The organism is Methylobacterium sp. FW102-HT35C08, from assembly GCF_058790235.1.
Genome location: NZ_JBYTCL010000002.1, coordinates 1,822,072 through 1,838,872, shown reverse-complemented (window position 1 = coordinate 1,838,872; position 16,801 = coordinate 1,822,072). Strand labels below are relative to the sequence as shown.

The following is a 16,801-nucleotide window of genomic DNA, read 5'->3' as shown; positions in this document are numbered from 1 at the left end:
GGGCCAGCGCAACCGCTACCTCTGCCGTCCGGGGGGATGGCCCTCCGCAGCAGGATCGCCGCACCTGGCGCGGCCGAGAGGGCACCCGTGGCGCCGAGTCCCCCGCCGATTCAGGTTCCCGAGCCCGACGCGTCCGCGCCCGGCACCACCCCGAAGACGCGGGTCAGCGCGCGGGGGAGGCTGCGGACCTACTTCCTCACTGGCATCATCGTGGCCGGGCCGCTGGCCATCACCGCCTACATCACGTGGTGGTTCATCGCGCTGATCGATTCGTTCGTGAAGCCGCTGGTGCCGGCGAGCTACCTGCCGGACCATTACCTGCCGTTCTCGATTCCCGGCCTCGGACTCGTCATCGCGTTCCTCGCGGTGACGCTGCTCGGCTTCCTCACGGCCAACCTCGTCGGCCGCTCGGTCATCGAGTTCGGTGAGGTGCTGCTGGCCCGGACCCCGGTGATCTCGGGCCTCTACAAGGGCCTACGCCAGATCTTCGAGACGCTGTTCTCGGCCAACGGCACCTCCTTCCGCACGGTGGGGCTGGTGGAGTTCCCCGTGAAGGGCACGTGGTCGGTGGTGTTTCTGTCGGCCCCGGCGGCGCCCGAGGTCGAGGGCGCATTGCGGGAGCGGGGCGCCGCGGCGGACGAACTCGTGGGCGTGTTCCTGCCCTGCGCGCCCAACCCGACCACGGGCTTCTTCTTCTACCTGCCGCGCGCCGAGGTGGTGGAGCTCCACATCAGCGTCGACGACGCGGCCAAGCTGGTGATGTCGGCTGGGGTGATCCAGCCGGAAGATCCGCAAGGGCGCCTCAACGCCATGGCGGCCTCCCTACGGGCGGCCCATCAAGCGGGCGGCCCGGCGCCGCAGCGGGAGCCTCAGGACGCGTGACGGCCCGAACCCGAACGCACCGTCTGTGATCGAAATGCCGCGCCCGTCATCGCGGGCGCCGCGAAGCGACCCAGCCCAGCGGAATATCCCGGATAGGGCGCCGCCGGCATGGACCGGGCGCCCGTCTCGGCGTCGGCTACGAAAAAGGCCGCCCCGCATGGGACGGCCCTGAACTCCAGATCGTCAGGAGCGGCTCAGCGCTGTAGCGAAGCCGTCTGCGGCGCGAGGGTCGGCGGGGTCGCCTGCGCCACCGTCACGGCGCTGCGGGGCGCGGCCGGCGTCCAGCCGGTGACGCATTGCACGGCCAGGGCGAGGCCCAGCGCGACGCAGAGACCGTTGGCGAACAGCCAGAAGGGGCGGGCGGCCTGCCGTACGGCAGCCTGCAATTCGTCCGCAGACTTGCCCACCGCCGCGGCGGCGCGATCCGAGATCGGCAACAGCCAGGGCTCGTTCGGCAGGGCTTGAACACCGGCCATCTCGTGGGAGCCCGGCAGGTTTTGGAACAGTCCGTTCGACATGTCCGTCCTCCAGATTCGTCCGTGATGTCCCGGCTTACCGGGCCATTCGTTCATCTCCAGTTAAGGGAAGATTGTGGCTGATGCAAGGTCACGAGGCCTGCCTGCAGCCCGCCGCGCCGCCATCCGGCCGCCGCCAAGCTTCCGACTCGCCCCGTCAAGCTTCTGAAATCATTACCTTTTATCGAGCGTCTGTGACATCGCCGCATCGGACGACCGATCCGACGATTGGCTTCGATGGGGGAGCTGGCCGTTCATGAACGCCGGACTTTCCTGAACGACACCGTTCATCCGGCCCCGATCAGCCGGATCGCGGCCTCGCGCTCGAACATGTAGAGGAGCGCCCGCAGCGCCTGCCCGCGGGGGCTCCTGAGGCCGGGATCACGCTCGACGATCATGCGGGCGTCGTCCCGGGCCGCCTCCAGCAGGGCGCCGTCGCTCTCCAGCCGCGCCAGCCGGAAGGCCGCGAGGCCCGATTGGCGGGTGCCGAGCACCTCGCCCTCGCCGCGCAGCTTCAGGTCGGCCTCGGCGATGCGGAAGCCGTCCTCGCTCTCGCGCATCATCTCGAGCCGCGCCCGCGAGACTTGCCCGAGGGGGCCCCGGTAGAGCAGCAGGCAGGACGAGGCCTTGGAGCCGCGGCCGACCCGGCCGCGGAGCTGGTGCAGTTGCGCCAGCCCGAACCGTTCCGCGTGCTCGATCACCATGATGGTCGCCTCGGGCACGTCGACCCCGACCTCGACCACCGTGGTCGAGACCAGGAGCTTGGTCTCGCCGGCGGCGAACCGGGCCATGGCGGCATCCTTCTCAGGGCCCGGCATCTTGCCGTGGATCAGCCCGACGGCGTCGCCGAAATGCTGTTTCAGGTCGTCGAAGCGCTCCGCGGCGGCGGCGAGGTCGATGAACTCGGATTCTTCCACCAGCGGGCAGATCCAGTAGACCCGCTCGCCGCTGGCGATCGCCCGGGCGAGGCCGGCCACCACCTCGTCGATCCGCTCGGTCGGCAGCGTGATGGTGCGGATCGGCTGCCGGCCGGCCGGCTTCTCGTCGAGGATCGAGACGTCCATGTCGCCGAAGAAGGTCAGCGCCAGGGTGCGGGGAATCGGCGTCGCAGTCATCACCAGGAAGTCGACCGCCTCGCCCTTGGCGCCGAGCGCCAGGCGCTGGTGCACGCCGAACCGGTGCTGCTCGTCGACCACGGCCAAGCCGAGGTCGCGAAACGTCACCGCCTCCTGGAATAGGGCGTGGGTGCCGACCAGGATGTCGATCTCGCCAGCGGCGAGGGCGGCGAGCGTGCTCTTGCGCTCCGCGGCCCGGTCGCGGCCGGTCATCAGGCGCAGGCGCAGAGTCCCGGCCAGTGGCTGGAGCCGATCGAAATGCTGGCGGGCCAGGATCTCGGTGGGCGCCATCAGCGCCGCCTGACGCCCGGCCTCGACCGCCGAGGCCATGGCGAGCAAGGCTACCGCGGTCTTGCCCGAGCCGACGTCGCCCTGAAGCAGGCGCAGCATCCGGCGCGGCACCGCGAGGTCGGCGCGGATCTCCGCCACCGCCCGGGCCTGGGCGGCGGTCAGCGCGAAGGGGAGGGCGCTCTCGATGCGGGCGCTCAGGGCCCCGTCGCCGGCATTGACCCGGCCGGCCTTGCGCCGCTGGCGGGCGCGCAAGAGGGCCAGCGCCAGCTGCGAGGCGAGGAGCTCGTCGTAGGCCAGCCGCTTCCGGGACGGCGTCGCGGGCGGCGGCTGGAGCGGATCCTCGGCCTTCGGGGGCGCCTCCTCCGGGCGGTGCTCGAGGCGCAGCGCGTCCGCGAAGGCCGGCAACCGGTTCCGCTCCAGCCAGGCCGGGTCCTGCCATTCGGGCAGGACCGGCAGGCGGTCGAGGGCCGCGACCGCGAGCTTGTTGATCGCCCGGGAGGTCAGCCCCTCGGTGGCGCCGTAGACCGGCTCGACCGCGGGCAGCTCGGCCAAGCCCGCCTCGTCCACGATCCGGGACGGGTGGACCATCTGGCGAGTGCCGTCCCAGAGATCGATCCGGCCGGTGATGTAGCGGTGGGCCCCGAGCGGCAGCATCTTCTCCACGCGAGCTCGGGGCATGCCGAAGAACACCAGCGAGATGTCGCCGGAGGCATCCTCCACCAGCACCCGGTGCGGGCGCTTGCCCGATCCGATCTGGGCCGGGCGGTGCGCCACCACGGTGACGCCGATTGTCACCGGCTCGCCGGTCGGCGCCTCGCTGATCGAACCCATCAGCTTGCGGGCCACGCCGCCCTGGGGGAGGTGGAACAGCAGGTCCACCACCCGGGCCTCGCGCTCGGGGGTGCCGAGCAGCTTCTCGATGAGCGGCGCCATCTTCGGGCCGATCCCCGGCAGGGCGCGGGCCGGCGCGAAGAGCGGATCGAGGATGCTCGGGCGCAGGGCCGGTGCGGCGGGCGCACGGCCAGCTTCCTCCTCCGGTGCCTCGGCGGCTTCGGAATCCTTCAAGGCCGGGTCCTGAGTCGCGCGTGCATCTGTCATGGCGGTTCGGCGGACATGGTGCCGGAGGCGCCTTATCATCCGGTGCATCCTGCCGCGCCAGTGCGGCGCGAGGGAGACCGACACCCATGGCCAGCGACTTCCTGCCGGGCTTCGCGCGGCACCGGATCGAGACCGAACCGGGCGTGACGATCAACGCCCGCTCGGCCGGCTCCGGCCCCCCGGTCCTGCTGCTGCACGGCCATCCGCAGACCCTGTCGACGTGGCTCCACGTGGCGCCACGCCTCGCGGAGCACCGCAGCGTCGTGGCCATGGACCTGCGCGGCTACGGCGATTCGTCGAAACCTCCGGGCGGCGAGCGGCACGCCCATTACGCCAAGCGCGTCATGGCGGCCGACGCGGTCGCGGTTATGCGGGCGCTCGGCCACGACCGATTCGCCGTGGTCGGCCACGACCGGGGCGCGCGCGTCGCCCACCGCCTCGCCCTGGACCATCCCCGAGCCGTGGAGCGGCTTGCCCTGTTCGACATCGCGCCGACCGCGACCATGTACGCGCGCACCGACAAGGCCTTCGCCACCCGCTACTTCTGGTGGTTCTTCTTCATCCAGCCCCACCCCCTGCCGGAGACGCTGATCGGCGCCGATCCGGAATACTTCCTGCGTCACCACGTCGAGGGCCAGTCGAAGACCCCGGGCTCGACTCCGCCGGAGCTGTTCGCCGAGTACCTGCGCTGCTATGCCGACCCCGCCTGCCGCCACGCGATCTGCGAGGATTACAGGGCGGCGGCCGGGATCGACCTAGAGCACGACGCCGCCGATTCGGAGGCGCGCGTCAGGGCGCCGCTGCTGGCGCTCTGGGGCGCGAAGGGCACGGTGGGCCAGACCTACGACGTCCTGGAGACGTGGCGCGAGAAGGCCACCGACGTGTCCGGCCGGGCGCTCGATTGCGGCCATACTCTCCAGGAGGAGCGCCCGGACGAGGTCTTTTCGGAGTTGGCGGCGTTCCTGGGCTGACCGGCTGCGGCGCCGTGGCGCCCGGCCGCCGGACTTGGCAGGCGTGGCAAAAGCCGCAGATACGGCAGCGTGCCGGGCTCGCCACAGCGGCTTCGGTCGCTTCGGCGCCGCCGTCCTTGCGAGCGGAGCGAAGCAATCCAGGAAGCGCCAGGATCTGAGAGATCGCGCTACCCTGGGTCACTTCGCTGCGCGCGTGATGACAACGGAGGGCCCCGCGCCAGATTCTTTCGGAGGGGACGCCTCAATCGTGCAGGAGATCATGCCGGAGGACGCCAACACGATCTTCGACGTCGCCGTGGTCGGCGCCGGGGCCGCGGGCCTCGCCGCCGCGCTGGCGATCGCCCGGGAGGGCATCCCGACGGCCCTGGTCGGCCGCCACGCCCCCGTGGCGGACGGGCGCACCGTGGCGCTGCTCGACGGGTCGGTGCGGTTCCTGGAGGCCCTCGGCGCCTGGGAGGCGGTGGCGCCGCACGCGAGCCCGCTCTGCACCCTGCAGATTGTCGACGATACCGGCAGCCTGTTCCGGCCGCCGCCGGTGCGGTTCCAGGCCGCCGAGATCGGCCTGGACGCCTTCGGCTGGAACGTCGAGAGCGCGCGCCTGGTCGAGAGCCTGCGCGCCCGCGCCCGGGCCCAGGACAATCTCACCCTGATCGAGGCGGATGCCTGCGGCGCCACGCCCGGAGAGGCGGCCGCGCGGATCGCCCTAGCGGGGGGCGGCGCGGTCGAGGCGCGGCTGGTGGTGGGCGCGGACGGCGCACGCTCGCCGCTCCGGGTGGCCAGCGGCCTGCCCGTCCGCGACTGGACCTATCCGCAGAGCGCCATCACGACGATCCTGGCGCATGATCGCCCGCACCGGGACGTCTCCACCGAGTTCCACACGCGCTCCGGCCCCTTCACCCTGGTGCCGCTGCCGGGCGGGCACCGCTCCAGCCTGGTCTGGGTGACCGGGGAGGGCGCGGCCCGCCGGCTGGCCGCCCTCGACGACGCGGCCCTGGGCCAAGCGGTGGAGCGGCAAGCCCGGGCGATGCTCGGCGCCATGCGGGTCGACGGCCCCCGCGGCCTCGTGCCGATGCGCGGGCTCGCGGTGGCGCGCCCGGTGTCGCAGCGGCTGGCGCTGATCGGCGAGGCCGCCCACGTCTTCCCGCCGATCGGCGCGCAGGGGCTGAATCTCGGCCTGCGCGATGCCGCCACCCTGCGGGACGTGGTGCTCGGCACCGCCCGGGACGGGCGCGATCCGGGGAGCCGTCCGGCGCTCGACGCCTATGCCCGGGCCCGCCGGATCGACACGGCCGCGCGCACCGCCGCGGTGGACCTGCTCAACCGGAGCCTGCTTACTGACCTGCTGCCGGTGGACGCGCTCCGCGGCGTCGGCCTGCTGGCGATGGCGCAGCTCGGCCCTCTGCGTCGGCTGGTGATGCGGGAGGGCGTCCTGCCGCGGCTCGGGGCACCGCAACTGATGCGCCCGGCGCGCTAGCGGGCGGAAGCGGATTGCGCGATTCGATGGTGAGGGTGCAGCGGTGCGCTTCGCAGCGCGCCCTGCGCCCTGAGGGATGCCGCACCGGCCCGGAAGGGGGCCACAGGTGCGACGGGGTCTTCAGAGATCCGGCTGCGCGGCCACGTAGGCGCCGAGGCGGGTCGCAAGATCGACCGGACCGCCGGCCCGGGCCTCGCCCGAATCGCCGATGAGGATGACCGGAATGCCGCGGTCGCGCAGATGGCCGCGCAGGCGGGCGGCGCGCCGAGCATAGCCGGGATCGCGGCGGGTCGGGGCCTGGAGCAGGACGGCGGCCGGGCGGGCGATCACGGCGAGAACGTCGTCCGCCGCCTCCATGGAGGCGGTGACGCTCGCGTAGCCGAGGCTGGCCAGCTCGCCCGAAAGGGACCGGTCCACGGCGCGAACGCCGTCGTCGACCACGAGCACTTGTTGCAGCGCACCCATAAGCTTGAGCGGTACTCCATCCCGGACGGCTTGGAAAGATAGCCGTCACGACAATCCGATGCAGAACCCACGAACAGGCGGATCGGATCCGTCGGTCCGTGTGCAGATGCGAGATTATCTGTGGCGCCTGAGCGCGGGATGAACCGCCGATCGTCCGCCGTTCAGGCGCGCTCGACGCCGAGCGCGATTCCGCCGGATAGGACCGGACGATAGCCCGCCCCCTGCCACGCCTGCGCGTCGGTGTCGGGGATCTCGCCGCGGGGCAGGGGCGCCGCCGCGCAGGCCGGTCCGCGATAGGACAAGCTGCCATCGGCCCCGCGGGCGAGGGCCAGCAGGGTGCGGGGCAGGGGCGCCCGCTCGGGATAGGCCAGGGTCGCGGCCAGGTCGCGCAGGCCCGGGCGCGTCAGCACCGCGTCCTCGCCGAAGACCAAGGAATCCAGCCTCTGCGGGCCCGTGGTTCCGGATGTGGACCGCGGGGTCAGCGGCGTCGGTGCCCGATGCACCACGTGGAGGGCGCGCACGGTCCAGGGCAGGGGCAGGGCGGCGAGCGCCGGCTCGATCAGGGCCGGGACGACGAGCCGGGTCGGCACCGGCCGCAGCAGGGCGCTGCGGAATCCCGTCTCGTCGAAGGGCAGCGCGGTTTCCAGTCCGGCCCCGGCCGCCAGGGCCGCGCCGAGACCGGTGACGAGGCCGCGCAGGTCATGGGCCGGCAGGAGCGTCAGGATCCGCTCATCCGCGCCCACGGGGAGCGCGTCGAGATGCGCCTCGACCGCTGCGGCGAGCGCGGCGGCCGTGCGGTAGACGGGCTGGGTCGGATCGCCGTCCGAGAAGGTCACGAGACCCAGGCTCGCGGCCGGTTCGATGATCCCGCGCTCCAGCGCCATCGCATCGAGGCTGATCACGCCGTCCGGCACCCCCGGCCCGAACGCCGCGAGGTAGCGCAGGCCGAAATGGCGCATGGCCGCGTTGGCGAGGTCCTCGGCCGGCCGCCGCTCCCCGCGACGGCCCTCCGTCAGCACCGCGACCAGGCCGGCCGCCTCGATTCCCGCGGAGAGCTGCTCGGCATCCCAGACGGCGGGCATCGCGCAGGGTAGGTGTCCGGACGCCTCCACGGCGAGGTGAGCCAACGCCGATTCGGCGCCCCCGGAGAACCACAAGCCGATCCGGCTGCCGGCCGGGAGCCGCCACGCACCGATCCCGCGGGCGAGCCGGCCGACGATCTCGGCGGCGGCCGCGTAGGTCCAGGTGATCGCCGGGCGGGCGCACCAGGCGACGCGGTCGCCCGAATCACGCAGGACCGTGCGCTGCGGGCCGGCGAGCGCCCCCGCGAACAGGCAGGCGGACAGGCCACCGGACCGCGCGGACGCGTCCGGTGCGGCATCGGCCGCCCTCTCCGCCACCGCGAACGCGCTCAACCCGCCGCCCCCACCGCTTCTGCAGACCCGACGGCATGGTCGGCCGGTTACGGTTAACCGACCGCTAAGATTGCCGGAAGCCGGCTTCGCGCCCGGCCCGTCGCCGGGATGGGCCGGGCCGCCGGACCGGGTCGATCACGCGCTCGTGCAACGCCGCGCTTGCGGCCGGGCAGGCGCGGGCCTATCGGGGGCCGGCCGCGGCCCGATGGGCGATGACGCACCCGCCAGGCCGCGGTGTCATGCCTTCGCCTCATTCGAGGGGAAAGGCAGGCCGCCCGGTCGCCAGGGTGGGAGATGCGCGCATCCGTGCGCCCGTCCCGTCCGATGGCCGGACCGATTCATCCGGAGCTCCGGGAGGCACGCCACACTGGCGCGCGACCGGGCGGTCCGGCGGACCTGCCGCCAGGCCGGCTTCGCATCCAGCAAGCCACACCACGTCTCTTCCAAGGGGTCAGAGCCGATGTCCTTCACCCGCACCGCGACGCTCGCGCGCGCCGCCCTCCTCGGCCTCGCGGGCCTCGGCCTCGCAGCCGCTCCGGCGCTGGCGCAGCCGAAGAAGCCCGCGGCCCCGGCGCCGACCGCGCCCGCGCCGGCCGCTCCGGGCGGCACCCCGGCGGCCAACACGCCGGCCGCGCAGACCGGCCCGCAGATCGTGACCGTGAAGTCCGAGCCGAGCCAGGCCGACTGGACGAAGGTCTGCGGCAAGGACCAGGGCTCGGGCACCGACATCTGCTACACCACCCGCGACTTCGTGTCCGACCAGGGCCAGCCCGTCCTGGCGGTGGCCGTCTACGAGATGAAGAACGCCGCCCAGAAGCAGGAGGTGCGCGTGGTGCGCTACCTGCTGCCGCTCGGCCTGCTGCTGCAGCCGGGGATCCGGTTCAACGTCGACAGCCAGAGCCCGACGGCCGGCCGCTTCGCGGTCTGCTTCCCGAACGGCTGCTTCGCCGAGGCCGGCGGCGTCGATGCCGGCGTGATCGCCGCGATGAAGAAGGGCACGACCCTCAACGTCTCGGTCCAGAACCAGACCCAGCGCGAGGTCACCTTCGCTGTGCCGCTGGCCGGCTTCGGCAAGGCCTTCGACGGCCCGGCCATCGACCCGAAGGTCCTTGAGGAGCAGCAGAAGAAGCTCCAGGCCGAGCTGGAGAAGCGCTCCGAGGACATGCGCAAGAAGCTCGAGCAGCAGGGTGGCGCCGCCGGCGCGGCTCCGGCCGCCGGCGGCGCGGCCCCGGCCGCCAAGTAAGCGATCCCGCAACCGTTCGGTATCGGCCCGCCGCCTGCGCGGCGGGCTCGTCGAGGGCCAGGCCGCAAGGTCTGGCCCTTCGTGTTTTCGAGATCCGGCCTGGGAGCCGTGCCCGATCGCACGGCGCCGGCGTTCACGATTCGGCAAGAGACAGCGCGATCCCGGGCTCGCGCCGGAGCACCAGCCCGCCGGCATCGAGCTCGGCGGCACTGTCGTTGGCGCGGTCCGGGGCGCGGAAAAGGCCGGCGGTCAGCAGCGCCGCGGCGGCGAGTCGGATCATGGCGGCGGGCTCAAGCGACGGCACCGGCCGTCGCGGGAGGCTATCGCGGCGGTCTTGCCAGGATCTTGCCAGGATCTTGACGACCCCGTCCCGCTCAGTTCGTGGCGCGGTCGCGCATCCGGTAGCCGCCGGCGGCGTCGCGTTCGAACATCTCGGCGATGCCGGCATGGCGCAGGGCCTCGCCCGACGTGTCGGGCAGGAGGTTCTGCTCCGACACGTAGGCGACGTACTCGGTCTCGGCGTTCTCGGCGAGGAGATGATAGAACGGCTGGTCCTTGCGCGGCCGGACCTCCTCGGGGATCGACAGCCACCATTCCTCGGTGTTGTCGAAGACCGGATCAACGTCGAACACAACGCCCCGGAACGGGTAGATCCGGTGGCGCACCACGGCCCCGATCGCAAATTTCGCGGTTCTCAGAGTTACGTCCGTCATGGTTCAACCCGTCCAGATCGGACAGATAGGTCCGAAGACGGATTGTGTCACCCGGCCGCCGCGGATGCCTGCGTTTCCGCAATGCGGACCAGACGATCGCGGACGGCGATCGCTTCCGGCAGCGGCCGCCACAGGACGGTCATCTCGGCGATGCGACCGGCCGCGTCGAGGCGCCAGTAATCCATGCCGTCGAGCCGGCTCGGACCGGCCGCAGCCCCGAAGAACGCGGCGGCATGCCCGGGTCCCTCCAGGATCTCGCGGATCTCGAAGGCGTCGATCACCTCCAGAAGCGCGTCGACCACCGGCCGGATCGCCGCCTTCCCGCACACGGGCTCGGCGGCCAGCGGCGTGTTGAGCACCACTTCCTCGGCCATCTGCGCCAGCATGGCGTCCCGGTCCTTGGCCTGCAGGGCGGCCGCGAAGGCGTGAACGTGGGTGAGATCCATCGGAGATCTCCTAGAGCTAGAGGGTGTGGATGCCGAGTTCGGCGGCGATCGCCCGGGCGGTGGCCTCGCGCCGGGCGGTGATGTCGGCGGCGGCCGAGCGCGCCCGCGCCACGATGGCCGGCGGAGCCGTGCGGGGTGTGCCGCTGTCGAACGGCGGCTCGGGGGCGTACTGCATGCCGAGCTGGATCGCCTGGGCGGCCTCGTCGCCGCGCAGTTCGGCGGCGAGCCGCAGCGCCCCGTCGATCCCGGCCGTGACGCCGGCCGCGAACACCCAGGTGCGGCCGTCCGCATCGCGGTCGATCACGACCCGTTCGTCCACCGGCATGGCCCCGAACAAGGGGAGCAGGTGAAAGGCGTTCCAGAAGGTCGTGGCCCGTCGCCCGACTAGGAGGCCGGCCGCGCCGAGGACCAGCGCGCCGGTGCAGACCGAGAGGACGTGGCCGGCGCCTGCCGCTTGGTCGCGGATCCAGCCGAGCACGGCGGCATCACGCATCAGCGCCTCCTGGCCCTGGCCGCCCGGGACGTGCAGCACGTCGAGACGCGGCGCCTCCGCCAGGGTGGCGTCCGGTAGGATCCGGAGGCCGCGGACGTCGCGGACGGGTTCGAGGCGCGGTGCGTAGACCCGGTAGGTGCTGTTGGGCACCCGCGACAGGACCTCGAACGGGCCGGTGAGGTCGATCTGGTCGAGCCCCTCGAACAGGAGCGAGCCGATCTGCAGGTGGGTGTCGGGCGGGATCATGCGGAGCCTCCGTGGTGGACAGGGGCACCTTACCGCGCCAGGATCTGGCCGAGATGCCAAAGATCCCTCGTTTCTCGCCAGATGCGCGGCGACCCGTGGAGGTGCTGGCCTTCCCGGCGGTGCAGCTCCTCGACGTGGCCGGGCCGCTCCAGGTCTTCGCCACCGCCAACGAGCAGGGCGGCGTCGGGCTGCCCTACGCGCCGCGGGTGATCGCGGCCGGCGACGTGGCGCTCACCGCCTCGGCGGGCCTGCGGCTGGTGGCCGACCCGCTGCCGGAACGCGACGCGCCGGTCGACACGCTGGTGATCGCGGGCGGGCCGGGCGTCCTGGCGGCCTGCGCCGATCCGGCGCTTTCGGCCTGGGTGCGGGCGCGGGCGGGCCAAGCCCGCCGGGTCGCCTCGGTCTGCACCGGGGCGTTCCTGCTCGGAGCGGCGGGGCTCCTCGACGGGCGGCGGGCCGTGACCCACTGGAAGCACTGCGGCGCGCTGGCCGCACGCTACCCGCAGGCCCGGATCGAGCCCGACCCGATCTTCGTGCGCGACGGCCCGGTCTGGTCCTCGGCGGGGGTCACGGCGGGCATCGATCTCACCCTCGCCCTGGTCGAGGAGGATCTCGGCCGCGCCGTCGCCCTGGCGGTGGCGCGCCACCTCGTGATGTTCCTGAAGCGCCCTGGCGGGCAGGCGCAGTTCAGCGCGACGCTCGCTCTGCAGGCAGGAGAGGAGCGGTTCGGGCGGCTCCACGCCTTCATCGCCGACAATCTGTCCGGCGACCTGTCGCTGCCGGCGCTCGCCGCGGCGGCCGGGATGAGCGCGCGCAGCCTGAGCCGGCACTATCTGGAGGCGACCGGCCTCACGCCCGCCAGGGCCGTGGAGCGCCTGCGGGTCGAGGCCGCCCGGCGCGCGCTCGCCGAGACGGCGCAGCCGGTGAAGCGCGTCGCCCGGACCTGCGGCTTCGGCTCCGAGGAGACGATGCGGCGCAGCTTCCTGCGGCACGTCGCGGCGACGCCGCAGGAGTACCGGGCGCGGTTCGGGGCGTGAGAGGGGCTCAGACCGTCGTGCGGCATTCGAGGGCCGCGCATCGGGACTTTTCCCATGCACTTCCTCTTCCTGAGGTGCGGCGAAGCCGCCTCGAAGGAGAGCTCCAGGGACCACAATGGCTTCTGGAGCCCTCCTTCAGGCCCGCTCGCGCGGGCACCTCAGGATGAGGGGGGTGGATGGGAGGAGGCCGGTTCGAACCCGCGACGCGCCACCTCTCCCGCACGGGAGAGGGGACCCGCGCTTCGTCCAGTCAACGCGGCGCCGCACACGACGCCCGAGTCCGGGAGCCCGCTCAGCCCAGCTTGTAGACCGCCGCAAGCTCCGGGTCCTTGGCCGCCACGAGCTTCGCCAGATCCACGATGACCTTGGCCTGCTTCCAGGTGGCGTCGTCCTGCATCTTGCCGTCGAGCATCACCGCGCCGGTTCCGTCCGGCATGGCCTCGACGATCCGGGCCGCGAAGGCCACTTCGGCCGGATCCGGCGCGAAGACCCGCTTGGCGATCGCCACCTGGCTCGGATGCAGCGTCCAGGCGCCGGCGCAGCCCATCAGGAAGGCGTTGCGGAACTGCGCCTCGCAGGCGTCGCCGTCGGAGAAATCGCCGAACGGGCCGTAGAATGCCTTGATGCCGTTGGCCATGCAGGCATCGACCATCCTGGCGATCGTGTAGTGCCAGAGATCCTGCTGGGCCGTAGCGCGGGGGGCATCGCCGGAGGGGTCGCTGAGCACCCGGTAATCCGGGTGGCCGCCGCCGACCCGGGTGGTCTTCATGCCGCGGGATGCCGCGAGATCCGCCGGCCCGAGGCTCATGCCGTGCATCCGCGGCGAGGCCGACGCGATGGCGTCGACATTGGCCACGCCCTCGGCGGTCTCCAGGATCGCGTGGACCAGGATCGGCTTCGTGACGCCGTGGCGCGCCTCGAGCTGGGCGAGCAGCTGGTCGATGTAGTGGATGTCCCAGGGCCCCTCGACTTTGGGCACCATCACGACGTCGAGCTTGTTGCCGACCTCGGCCACGATCGTGAACAGGTCGTCCAAGATCCAGGGCGAGTTGAGGGCGTTGATCCGGGTCCAGAGGCCGGTGCCGGTGGAGGCGAAGTTGGTGGCCTGAGCCATCGCCACGAAGCCCTTGCGCGCGGCCTCCTTCTGGTCGGCCGGGACCGCGTCCTCCAGATTGCCCAGCACCACGTCGACGGTCCCGGCGAGATCCGGTACCCGGGCGCGGACCTTGTCGTTGTGGGGCGGCACGAAGTGGATCATCCGCTCCAGCCGCACCGGCAGCTCGCGGAACGGGGCCGGCGCGCCGGTGGCGAGGGGCTGGAAAAAGCGGCGGGGCAGTTTCATCGGGTGCCTCTTGTCAGGGCTGGCGTCTGGCCCCGTTAAGGCAGGCTTGGGCGGGCGCGTAAAGCCGCGCCGCGCACACGTGATCTCGGACTTTCGGTGCAGACCGGCTTCAGCCCCGCCGGCCGCCGCGCTCGCTCATCCCGATCCGGCCGAAGAAGTCGCCGGTGCTGCCGGCCACCACCACGAGGCGCCGGACCTCGCCCCGCAGGAACGCCTGCAGGAAGCGGTTGTAGTCGCGGAATGAGACGCAGCCGTTCGAGGCACCCGGCTGGCGCAGCATGTAGGTGTGGGCGAGCAGGCCGTCGCGGCCGTGGATCGCGGCGCTGCCGCCGACCGGGTTGAGGCGGATCGCCCGGACCCCGTGGAACAGGCGCTCGCGCTCGGTCAGGTCGTAGGTGCCGGGCGGCGTCGAGCCGCGCATGCGCACGTGGACGAAGCGCGGGTTGTCCATGGCCTCGCCGAGGCCGGAATGCGCCTCCAGCACCTCGCCGGAGGGCAGCGTCACCGTGCGGGCGCTGATGTCGTAGACGGCCGTGCCGGCGACGGATTCGGGGGCGGGGCTGACCCGGGTGCGCGGCGCCTCCCGCGGCAGGGCGTCCGGGCTGGCATAGGCCAGCGCCTGGCGCGGCTCCTGACGGTTGTCCTGAGACGGCGCGGCGCCGCCGACCCCGAACAGCTTCTCGAAGAAGGACGGCTCCTCGGCCATCGCGGCGCGGAACACGTCGCGGGTGCGGGGCAGGGCACGAGCGGCGACGCGAGTGGGCGGAACGGCGGCCTGGCGCCGCAGCTCGGCCGGACGCGCCACCGGCAGCGGGACCAGGACGGAGGCGGGCACGAGGGCGGCGGGCGTGGTCTCGGCGGCGGCGACCCGGACCGGCGCCTCGGCGACCTTCTCGGCCACCCGGGCCTGCGCGACCCGCATCTGGGCGACGCGGGCCTGCTCGACCTTGATCTGCTCGGCCTTGATCTGCTCGGCCCTGGCAACCTGCCGGGCGATCTCCCGGACCGCCAGGGACGGCTCGGCGACGGCGACCTGGAAGGCGGGGGTGGGCAGAGCCTCGCCGCCGAAGGCGGTCGCGGTGCCGGAGCCCAGGGCCGGGCTCGGGTCGAGCATCCAGGCGATGCTCGGCTTCGACGCAGCGCTGCGGGCGACCGGCCGGACCGGAGCGGCCGGCGAGAGCGCGGGCGCCGCCTCGGTGGCAGCGGCAGTCTGCTCGTCGTACCGGGCCGGCCCCTGCGGGTGGCTGAGCACGGCCCAGCCGGCCAGGGTCATGGCCGTCAGGGAGATGAGCGCGGTCAGCCGGGCGCGGCGGCGGGCACGCCGCATGGCGCTCGGATAGGGCGCCCGGGTCCGGATGACGGGATCGTAGGCGGTCTCGACGTAGGTGATGCGCGGCGGCGCCCGGCGCAGGGGTTCCGCGCTCGGATACGCGGTCTGGAACGCGGCTTGGGACAACGCAGCCTGGGCCATTCGGGAAACTCGCGTACGCGCTTCCCCGTGGGCAGCCGCCGCCGTTCGCCCGCGAGAGCCTGTCTCGCGCACGTGGCTTGGGTCGCCCGTCTGGGGAGGACATCAACCGTCCGCCCCATTAAGCCGCAGCGTGGTTAATCCCCGCTAAAGAGATAGTTTCCGCGGGCGTTCCCGAGTTGGGACACAGCCTCAGGTCGTTGATCCGGGCGTTTCGCCAGGCGCGTCCATCGGCCCGTGCCGACGCGCGACCAGCAGGCAGAGCAGGGCCACCGGCACGCCGATCAGCGACGTGCCGACGAAGAACCACGCGAACCCGGTCCATTCGATCACGAAGCCCGAGAACCCGGCGAGCAGGCTGCCGGGCAGGGCGCAGAGGGAGGTCAGCAGGGCGTACTGGCTCGCCGCATGCGCGGTGGCCGAGAGCCGGGACATGTAGGTGATCAGCACGATCGACGCGAAGGCGTAGGCGAAGCCGTCGATGCCCACGGTCAGCGCGAAGGTCCAGAACGCCGCCCCGCCATGGCCGCCGTGCCAGGCGAGATAGGCGAGGGCCAGGTGCGAGGCCGAGGCCGTCACGGTGCCGATCAGCAGGCTCGCCATTATGCCGATCCGCGGGATGATGGCGCTCGCCAGGAACGTCCCGCCCAACGCGATCCAGAAGCCGAACAGCTTGGTCACGGTGGCGATGTCGGTGTTGGAATAGCCCAGCGTCTTGAACAGCGGGATCGCCATGGCGTTCGAGACGTAGCCGGGCATCCGGAAGCCCGCGACCAGTGCCAGCACCGGGATGGCCAGCGGCCCGAGCCGGGCGAGGAGGTCGCGGATCGGCGCCCAGACGGTCTCGACAAAGCCGCCGGTGGCAGGCGTCTCGGGGGCGGGGGGCTCGGGGGCGAGGAGCGCCGCGATGGTGCCCGGGGCCATGAGCGCGGCCATGCACAGGTAGGCGGCGCGCCAGCCATACGCATCGGACAGGTAGAGGGCGCCCGCCCCTGCCGCGAGATTGCCGACCCGGTAGCCGATCTCCGACCAGGACGACATCAGCGCCTGCTGCTCGGGCGGCGCGGCGGTGATGCGCCAGCCGTCGATCACCACGTCCTGGGTGGCGCCCGCGACGCCGAGCGCCAGCGAGAACGCCACCGTCCAGGCGAGCCAGTGGGCCGGATCGCCGAAGGCGACGCCGGCGAGCGCCAGCGCCACCAGGATCTGCGTGGCGACGATCCAGCCGCGGCGGCGCCCGAGCCAGCGGCCCAGCAGCGGCGCATCGTGGCGGTCGAGGAACGGCGCCCAGAGGAACTTGAGCTTGTAGGCGATTGTCAGCTCGCTCATCAGCCCGATCGTGGCGAGCGGCACCTTCGCCTGGACGAGCCACGCCGACTGGGTCGCGTAGACGAGCAGGAATGGGATGCCCTGCGCGAAGCCGAGGCCCAGCACCGCGGCGACGCGCCGGTCGGTGAACAGGGGCGTGAGGAAGGCGCCTGTGGCGGCCTTCACCGGCTCGGGCGCGCCGGTGACCTGCGCCGGGTTTGCCATCCACGCGTCTCCTGACCGCCGCCCCTCAGGATGAGGGGTCATGCCCGGGCGCGC

16 protein-coding genes are annotated in these 16,801 nt (G+C 72.7%); 5 read left to right on the top strand and 11 right to left on the bottom strand.

The window, feature by feature from the left end; translation table 11 throughout:
• The first annotated feature begins 87 nt into the window (after positions 1-87).
• Positions 88-882 (top strand): DUF502 domain-containing protein, encoded by a 795-nt coding sequence (locus tag AC3WSN_RS08760; protein WP_192709116.1) that lies wholly within the window; start codon positions 88-90, stop codon positions 880-882.
• Positions 883-1,076: 194 nt separating this feature from the next.
• Here AC3WSN_RS08760 and AC3WSN_RS08755 read toward each other — a convergent pair whose 3' ends face one another.
• Together AC3WSN_RS08755 and recG are read right to left on the bottom strand one after the other, a co-directional pair.
• Positions 1,077-1,400 carry a hypothetical protein gene (locus AC3WSN_RS08755; RefSeq protein WP_492537341.1) on the bottom strand — a complete coding sequence of 108 codons (324 nt, stop codon included), beginning with the start codon at positions 1,398-1,400 and terminating at the stop codon, positions 1,077-1,079.
• 284 nt (positions 1,401-1,684) lie between these two features.
• Positions 1,685-3,901 (bottom strand): ATP-dependent DNA helicase RecG, encoded by a 2,217-nt coding sequence (gene recG / locus AC3WSN_RS08750; protein ID WP_492537339.1) that lies wholly within the window; start codon positions 3,899-3,901, stop codon positions 1,685-1,687.
• Positions 3,902-3,987: 86 nt separating this feature from the next.
• Between recG and AC3WSN_RS08745 the strand changes: the two genes are divergently transcribed.
• Together AC3WSN_RS08745 and AC3WSN_RS08740 are read left to right on the top strand one after the other, a co-directional pair.
• Positions 3,988-4,872, top strand: coding sequence for an alpha/beta fold hydrolase (locus AC3WSN_RS08745; RefSeq protein ID WP_192709119.1), 885 nt, complete (start codon positions 3,988-3,990; stop codon positions 4,870-4,872).
• Between the two features lie 259 nt (positions 4,873-5,131).
• Positions 5,132-6,346: a UbiH/UbiF family hydroxylase gene (locus AC3WSN_RS08740; RefSeq protein WP_492543051.1), complete on the top strand. Its 1,215-nt coding sequence runs from the start codon at positions 5,132-5,134 to the stop codon at positions 6,344-6,346.
• A gap of 120 nt (positions 6,347-6,466) precedes the next feature.
• Here the strand turns inward: AC3WSN_RS08740 and AC3WSN_RS08735 are convergent, their stop codons facing one another.
• Together AC3WSN_RS08735 and AC3WSN_RS08730 are read right to left on the bottom strand one after the other, a co-directional pair.
• The gene (locus AC3WSN_RS08735; RefSeq protein WP_192709121.1) at positions 6,467-6,811 is read right to left on the bottom strand and encodes a hypothetical protein; all 345 of its coding nucleotides are present in this window, start codon (positions 6,809-6,811) and stop codon (positions 6,467-6,469) included.
• 161 nt (positions 6,812-6,972) lie between these two features.
• Positions 6,973-8,226, bottom strand: coding sequence for an AMP-binding protein (locus AC3WSN_RS08730; protein ID WP_492537336.1), 1,254 nt, complete (start codon positions 8,224-8,226; stop codon positions 6,973-6,975).
• A gap of 460 nt (positions 8,227-8,686) precedes the next feature.
• On the opposite strand from AC3WSN_RS08730, the gene AC3WSN_RS08725 reads away from it, so the two are divergent.
• Positions 8,687-9,469, top strand: a complete 783-nt coding sequence (locus AC3WSN_RS08725) for an invasion associated locus B family protein (protein ID WP_492537334.1) — start codon at positions 8,687-8,689, stop codon at positions 9,467-9,469.
• Positions 9,470-9,602: 133 nt separating this feature from the next.
• Here AC3WSN_RS08725 and AC3WSN_RS08720 read toward each other — a convergent pair whose 3' ends face one another.
• The 4 genes from AC3WSN_RS08720 to AC3WSN_RS08705 form a co-directional block, all read right to left on the bottom strand.
• Complete coding sequence (locus tag AC3WSN_RS08720; protein ID WP_192709325.1) at positions 9,603-9,749, bottom strand: hypothetical protein; 147 nt, start codon at positions 9,747-9,749, stop codon at positions 9,603-9,605.
• Positions 9,750-9,843: 94 nt separating this feature from the next.
• Positions 9,844-10,182 (bottom strand): heat shock protein HspQ, encoded by a 339-nt coding sequence (gene hspQ, locus AC3WSN_RS08715; RefSeq protein ID WP_192709123.1) that lies wholly within the window; start codon positions 10,180-10,182, stop codon positions 9,844-9,846.
• A gap of 47 nt (positions 10,183-10,229) precedes the next feature.
• On the bottom strand, positions 10,230-10,628 hold the full coding sequence (locus AC3WSN_RS08710) for a nuclear transport factor 2 family protein (RefSeq protein WP_492537332.1): 399 nt from the start codon (positions 10,626-10,628) through the stop codon (positions 10,230-10,232).
• 16 nt (positions 10,629-10,644) lie between these two features.
• Entirely contained in the window at positions 10,645-11,367 is a 723-nt protein-coding gene (locus tag AC3WSN_RS08705) for a DJ-1/PfpI family protein (protein WP_492537330.1), read from the bottom strand.
• A 53-nt stretch (positions 11,368-11,420) separates the two neighbouring features.
• Here AC3WSN_RS08705 and AC3WSN_RS08700 point away from each other — a divergent pair, with 53 nt between their 5' ends.
• Positions 11,421-12,404 (top strand): GlxA family transcriptional regulator, encoded by a 984-nt coding sequence (locus tag AC3WSN_RS08700; protein ID WP_492537328.1) that lies wholly within the window; start codon positions 11,421-11,423, stop codon positions 12,402-12,404.
• Positions 12,405-12,696: 292 nt separating this feature from the next.
• On the opposite strand, the gene AC3WSN_RS08695 is transcribed toward AC3WSN_RS08700, so the two are convergent.
• The 3 genes from AC3WSN_RS08695 to AC3WSN_RS08685 all read right to left on the bottom strand — a co-directional run bounded on the left by AC3WSN_RS08695 (position 12,697) and on the right by AC3WSN_RS08685 (position 16,747).
• Positions 12,697-13,746, bottom strand: coding sequence for an HpcH/HpaI aldolase/citrate lyase family protein (locus tag AC3WSN_RS08695; RefSeq protein WP_492537326.1), 1,050 nt, complete (start codon positions 13,744-13,746; stop codon positions 12,697-12,699).
• 109 nt (positions 13,747-13,855) lie between these two features.
• Positions 13,856-15,217 (bottom strand): DUF2778 domain-containing protein, encoded by a 1,362-nt coding sequence (locus tag AC3WSN_RS08690; RefSeq protein ID WP_492537324.1) that lies wholly within the window; start codon positions 15,215-15,217, stop codon positions 13,856-13,858.
• A 189-nt stretch (positions 15,218-15,406) separates the two neighbouring features.
• Entirely contained in the window at positions 15,407-16,747 is a 1,341-nt protein-coding gene (locus AC3WSN_RS08685; RefSeq protein WP_492537322.1) for an AmpG family muropeptide MFS transporter, read from the bottom strand.
• Positions 16,748-16,801: the final 54 nt, after the last annotated feature.

What these genes read in the sequence shown, in the direction of transcription:
- AC3WSN_RS08695 (WP_492537326.1), bottom strand. Translation starts at nt 13,746, where the DNA reads ATGAAACTGCCCCGCCGCTTTTTCCAGCCCCTCGCCACCGGCGCGCCG.
- AC3WSN_RS08700 (WP_492537328.1), top strand. Translation starts at nt 11,421, where the DNA reads ATGCCAAAGATCCCTCGTTTCTCGCCAGATGCGCGGCGACCCGTGGAG.
- hspQ (WP_192709123.1), bottom strand. Translation starts at nt 10,182, where the DNA reads ATGACGGACGTAACTCTGAGAACCGCGAAATTTGCGATCGGGGCCGTG.
- AC3WSN_RS08745 (WP_192709119.1), top strand. Translation starts at nt 3,988, where the DNA reads ATGGCCAGCGACTTCCTGCCGGGCTTCGCGCGGCACCGGATCGAGACC.
- AC3WSN_RS08705 (WP_492537330.1), bottom strand. Translation starts at nt 11,367, where the DNA reads ATGATCCCGCCCGACACCCACCTGCAGATCGGCTCGCTCCTGTTCGAG.
- AC3WSN_RS08755 (WP_492537341.1), bottom strand. Translation starts at nt 1,400, where the DNA reads ATGTCGAACGGACTGTTCCAAAACCTGCCGGGCTCCCACGAGATGGCC.
- AC3WSN_RS08710 (WP_492537332.1), bottom strand. Translation starts at nt 10,628, where the DNA reads ATGGATCTCACCCACGTTCACGCCTTCGCGGCCGCCCTGCAGGCCAAG.
- AC3WSN_RS08740 (WP_492543051.1), top strand. Translation starts at nt 5,132, where the DNA reads ATGCCGGAGGACGCCAACACGATCTTCGACGTCGCCGTGGTCGGCGCC.
- recG (WP_492537339.1), bottom strand. Translation starts at nt 3,901, where the DNA reads ATGACAGATGCACGCGCGACTCAGGACCCGGCCTTGAAGGATTCCGAA.
- AC3WSN_RS08685 (WP_492537322.1), bottom strand. Translation starts at nt 16,747, where the DNA reads ATGGCAAACCCGGCGCAGGTCACCGGCGCGCCCGAGCCGGTGAAGGCC.
- AC3WSN_RS08735 (WP_192709121.1), bottom strand. Translation starts at nt 6,811, where the DNA reads ATGGGTGCGCTGCAACAAGTGCTCGTGGTCGACGACGGCGTTCGCGCC.
- AC3WSN_RS08725 (WP_492537334.1), top strand. Translation starts at nt 8,687, where the DNA reads ATGTCCTTCACCCGCACCGCGACGCTCGCGCGCGCCGCCCTCCTCGGC.
- AC3WSN_RS08720 (WP_192709325.1), bottom strand. Translation starts at nt 9,749, where the DNA reads ATGATCCGACTCGCCGCCGCGGCGCTGCTGACCGCCGGCCTTTTCCGC.
- AC3WSN_RS08690 (WP_492537324.1), bottom strand. Translation starts at nt 15,217, where the DNA reads ATGGCCCAGGCTGCGTTGTCCCAAGCCGCGTTCCAGACCGCGTATCCG.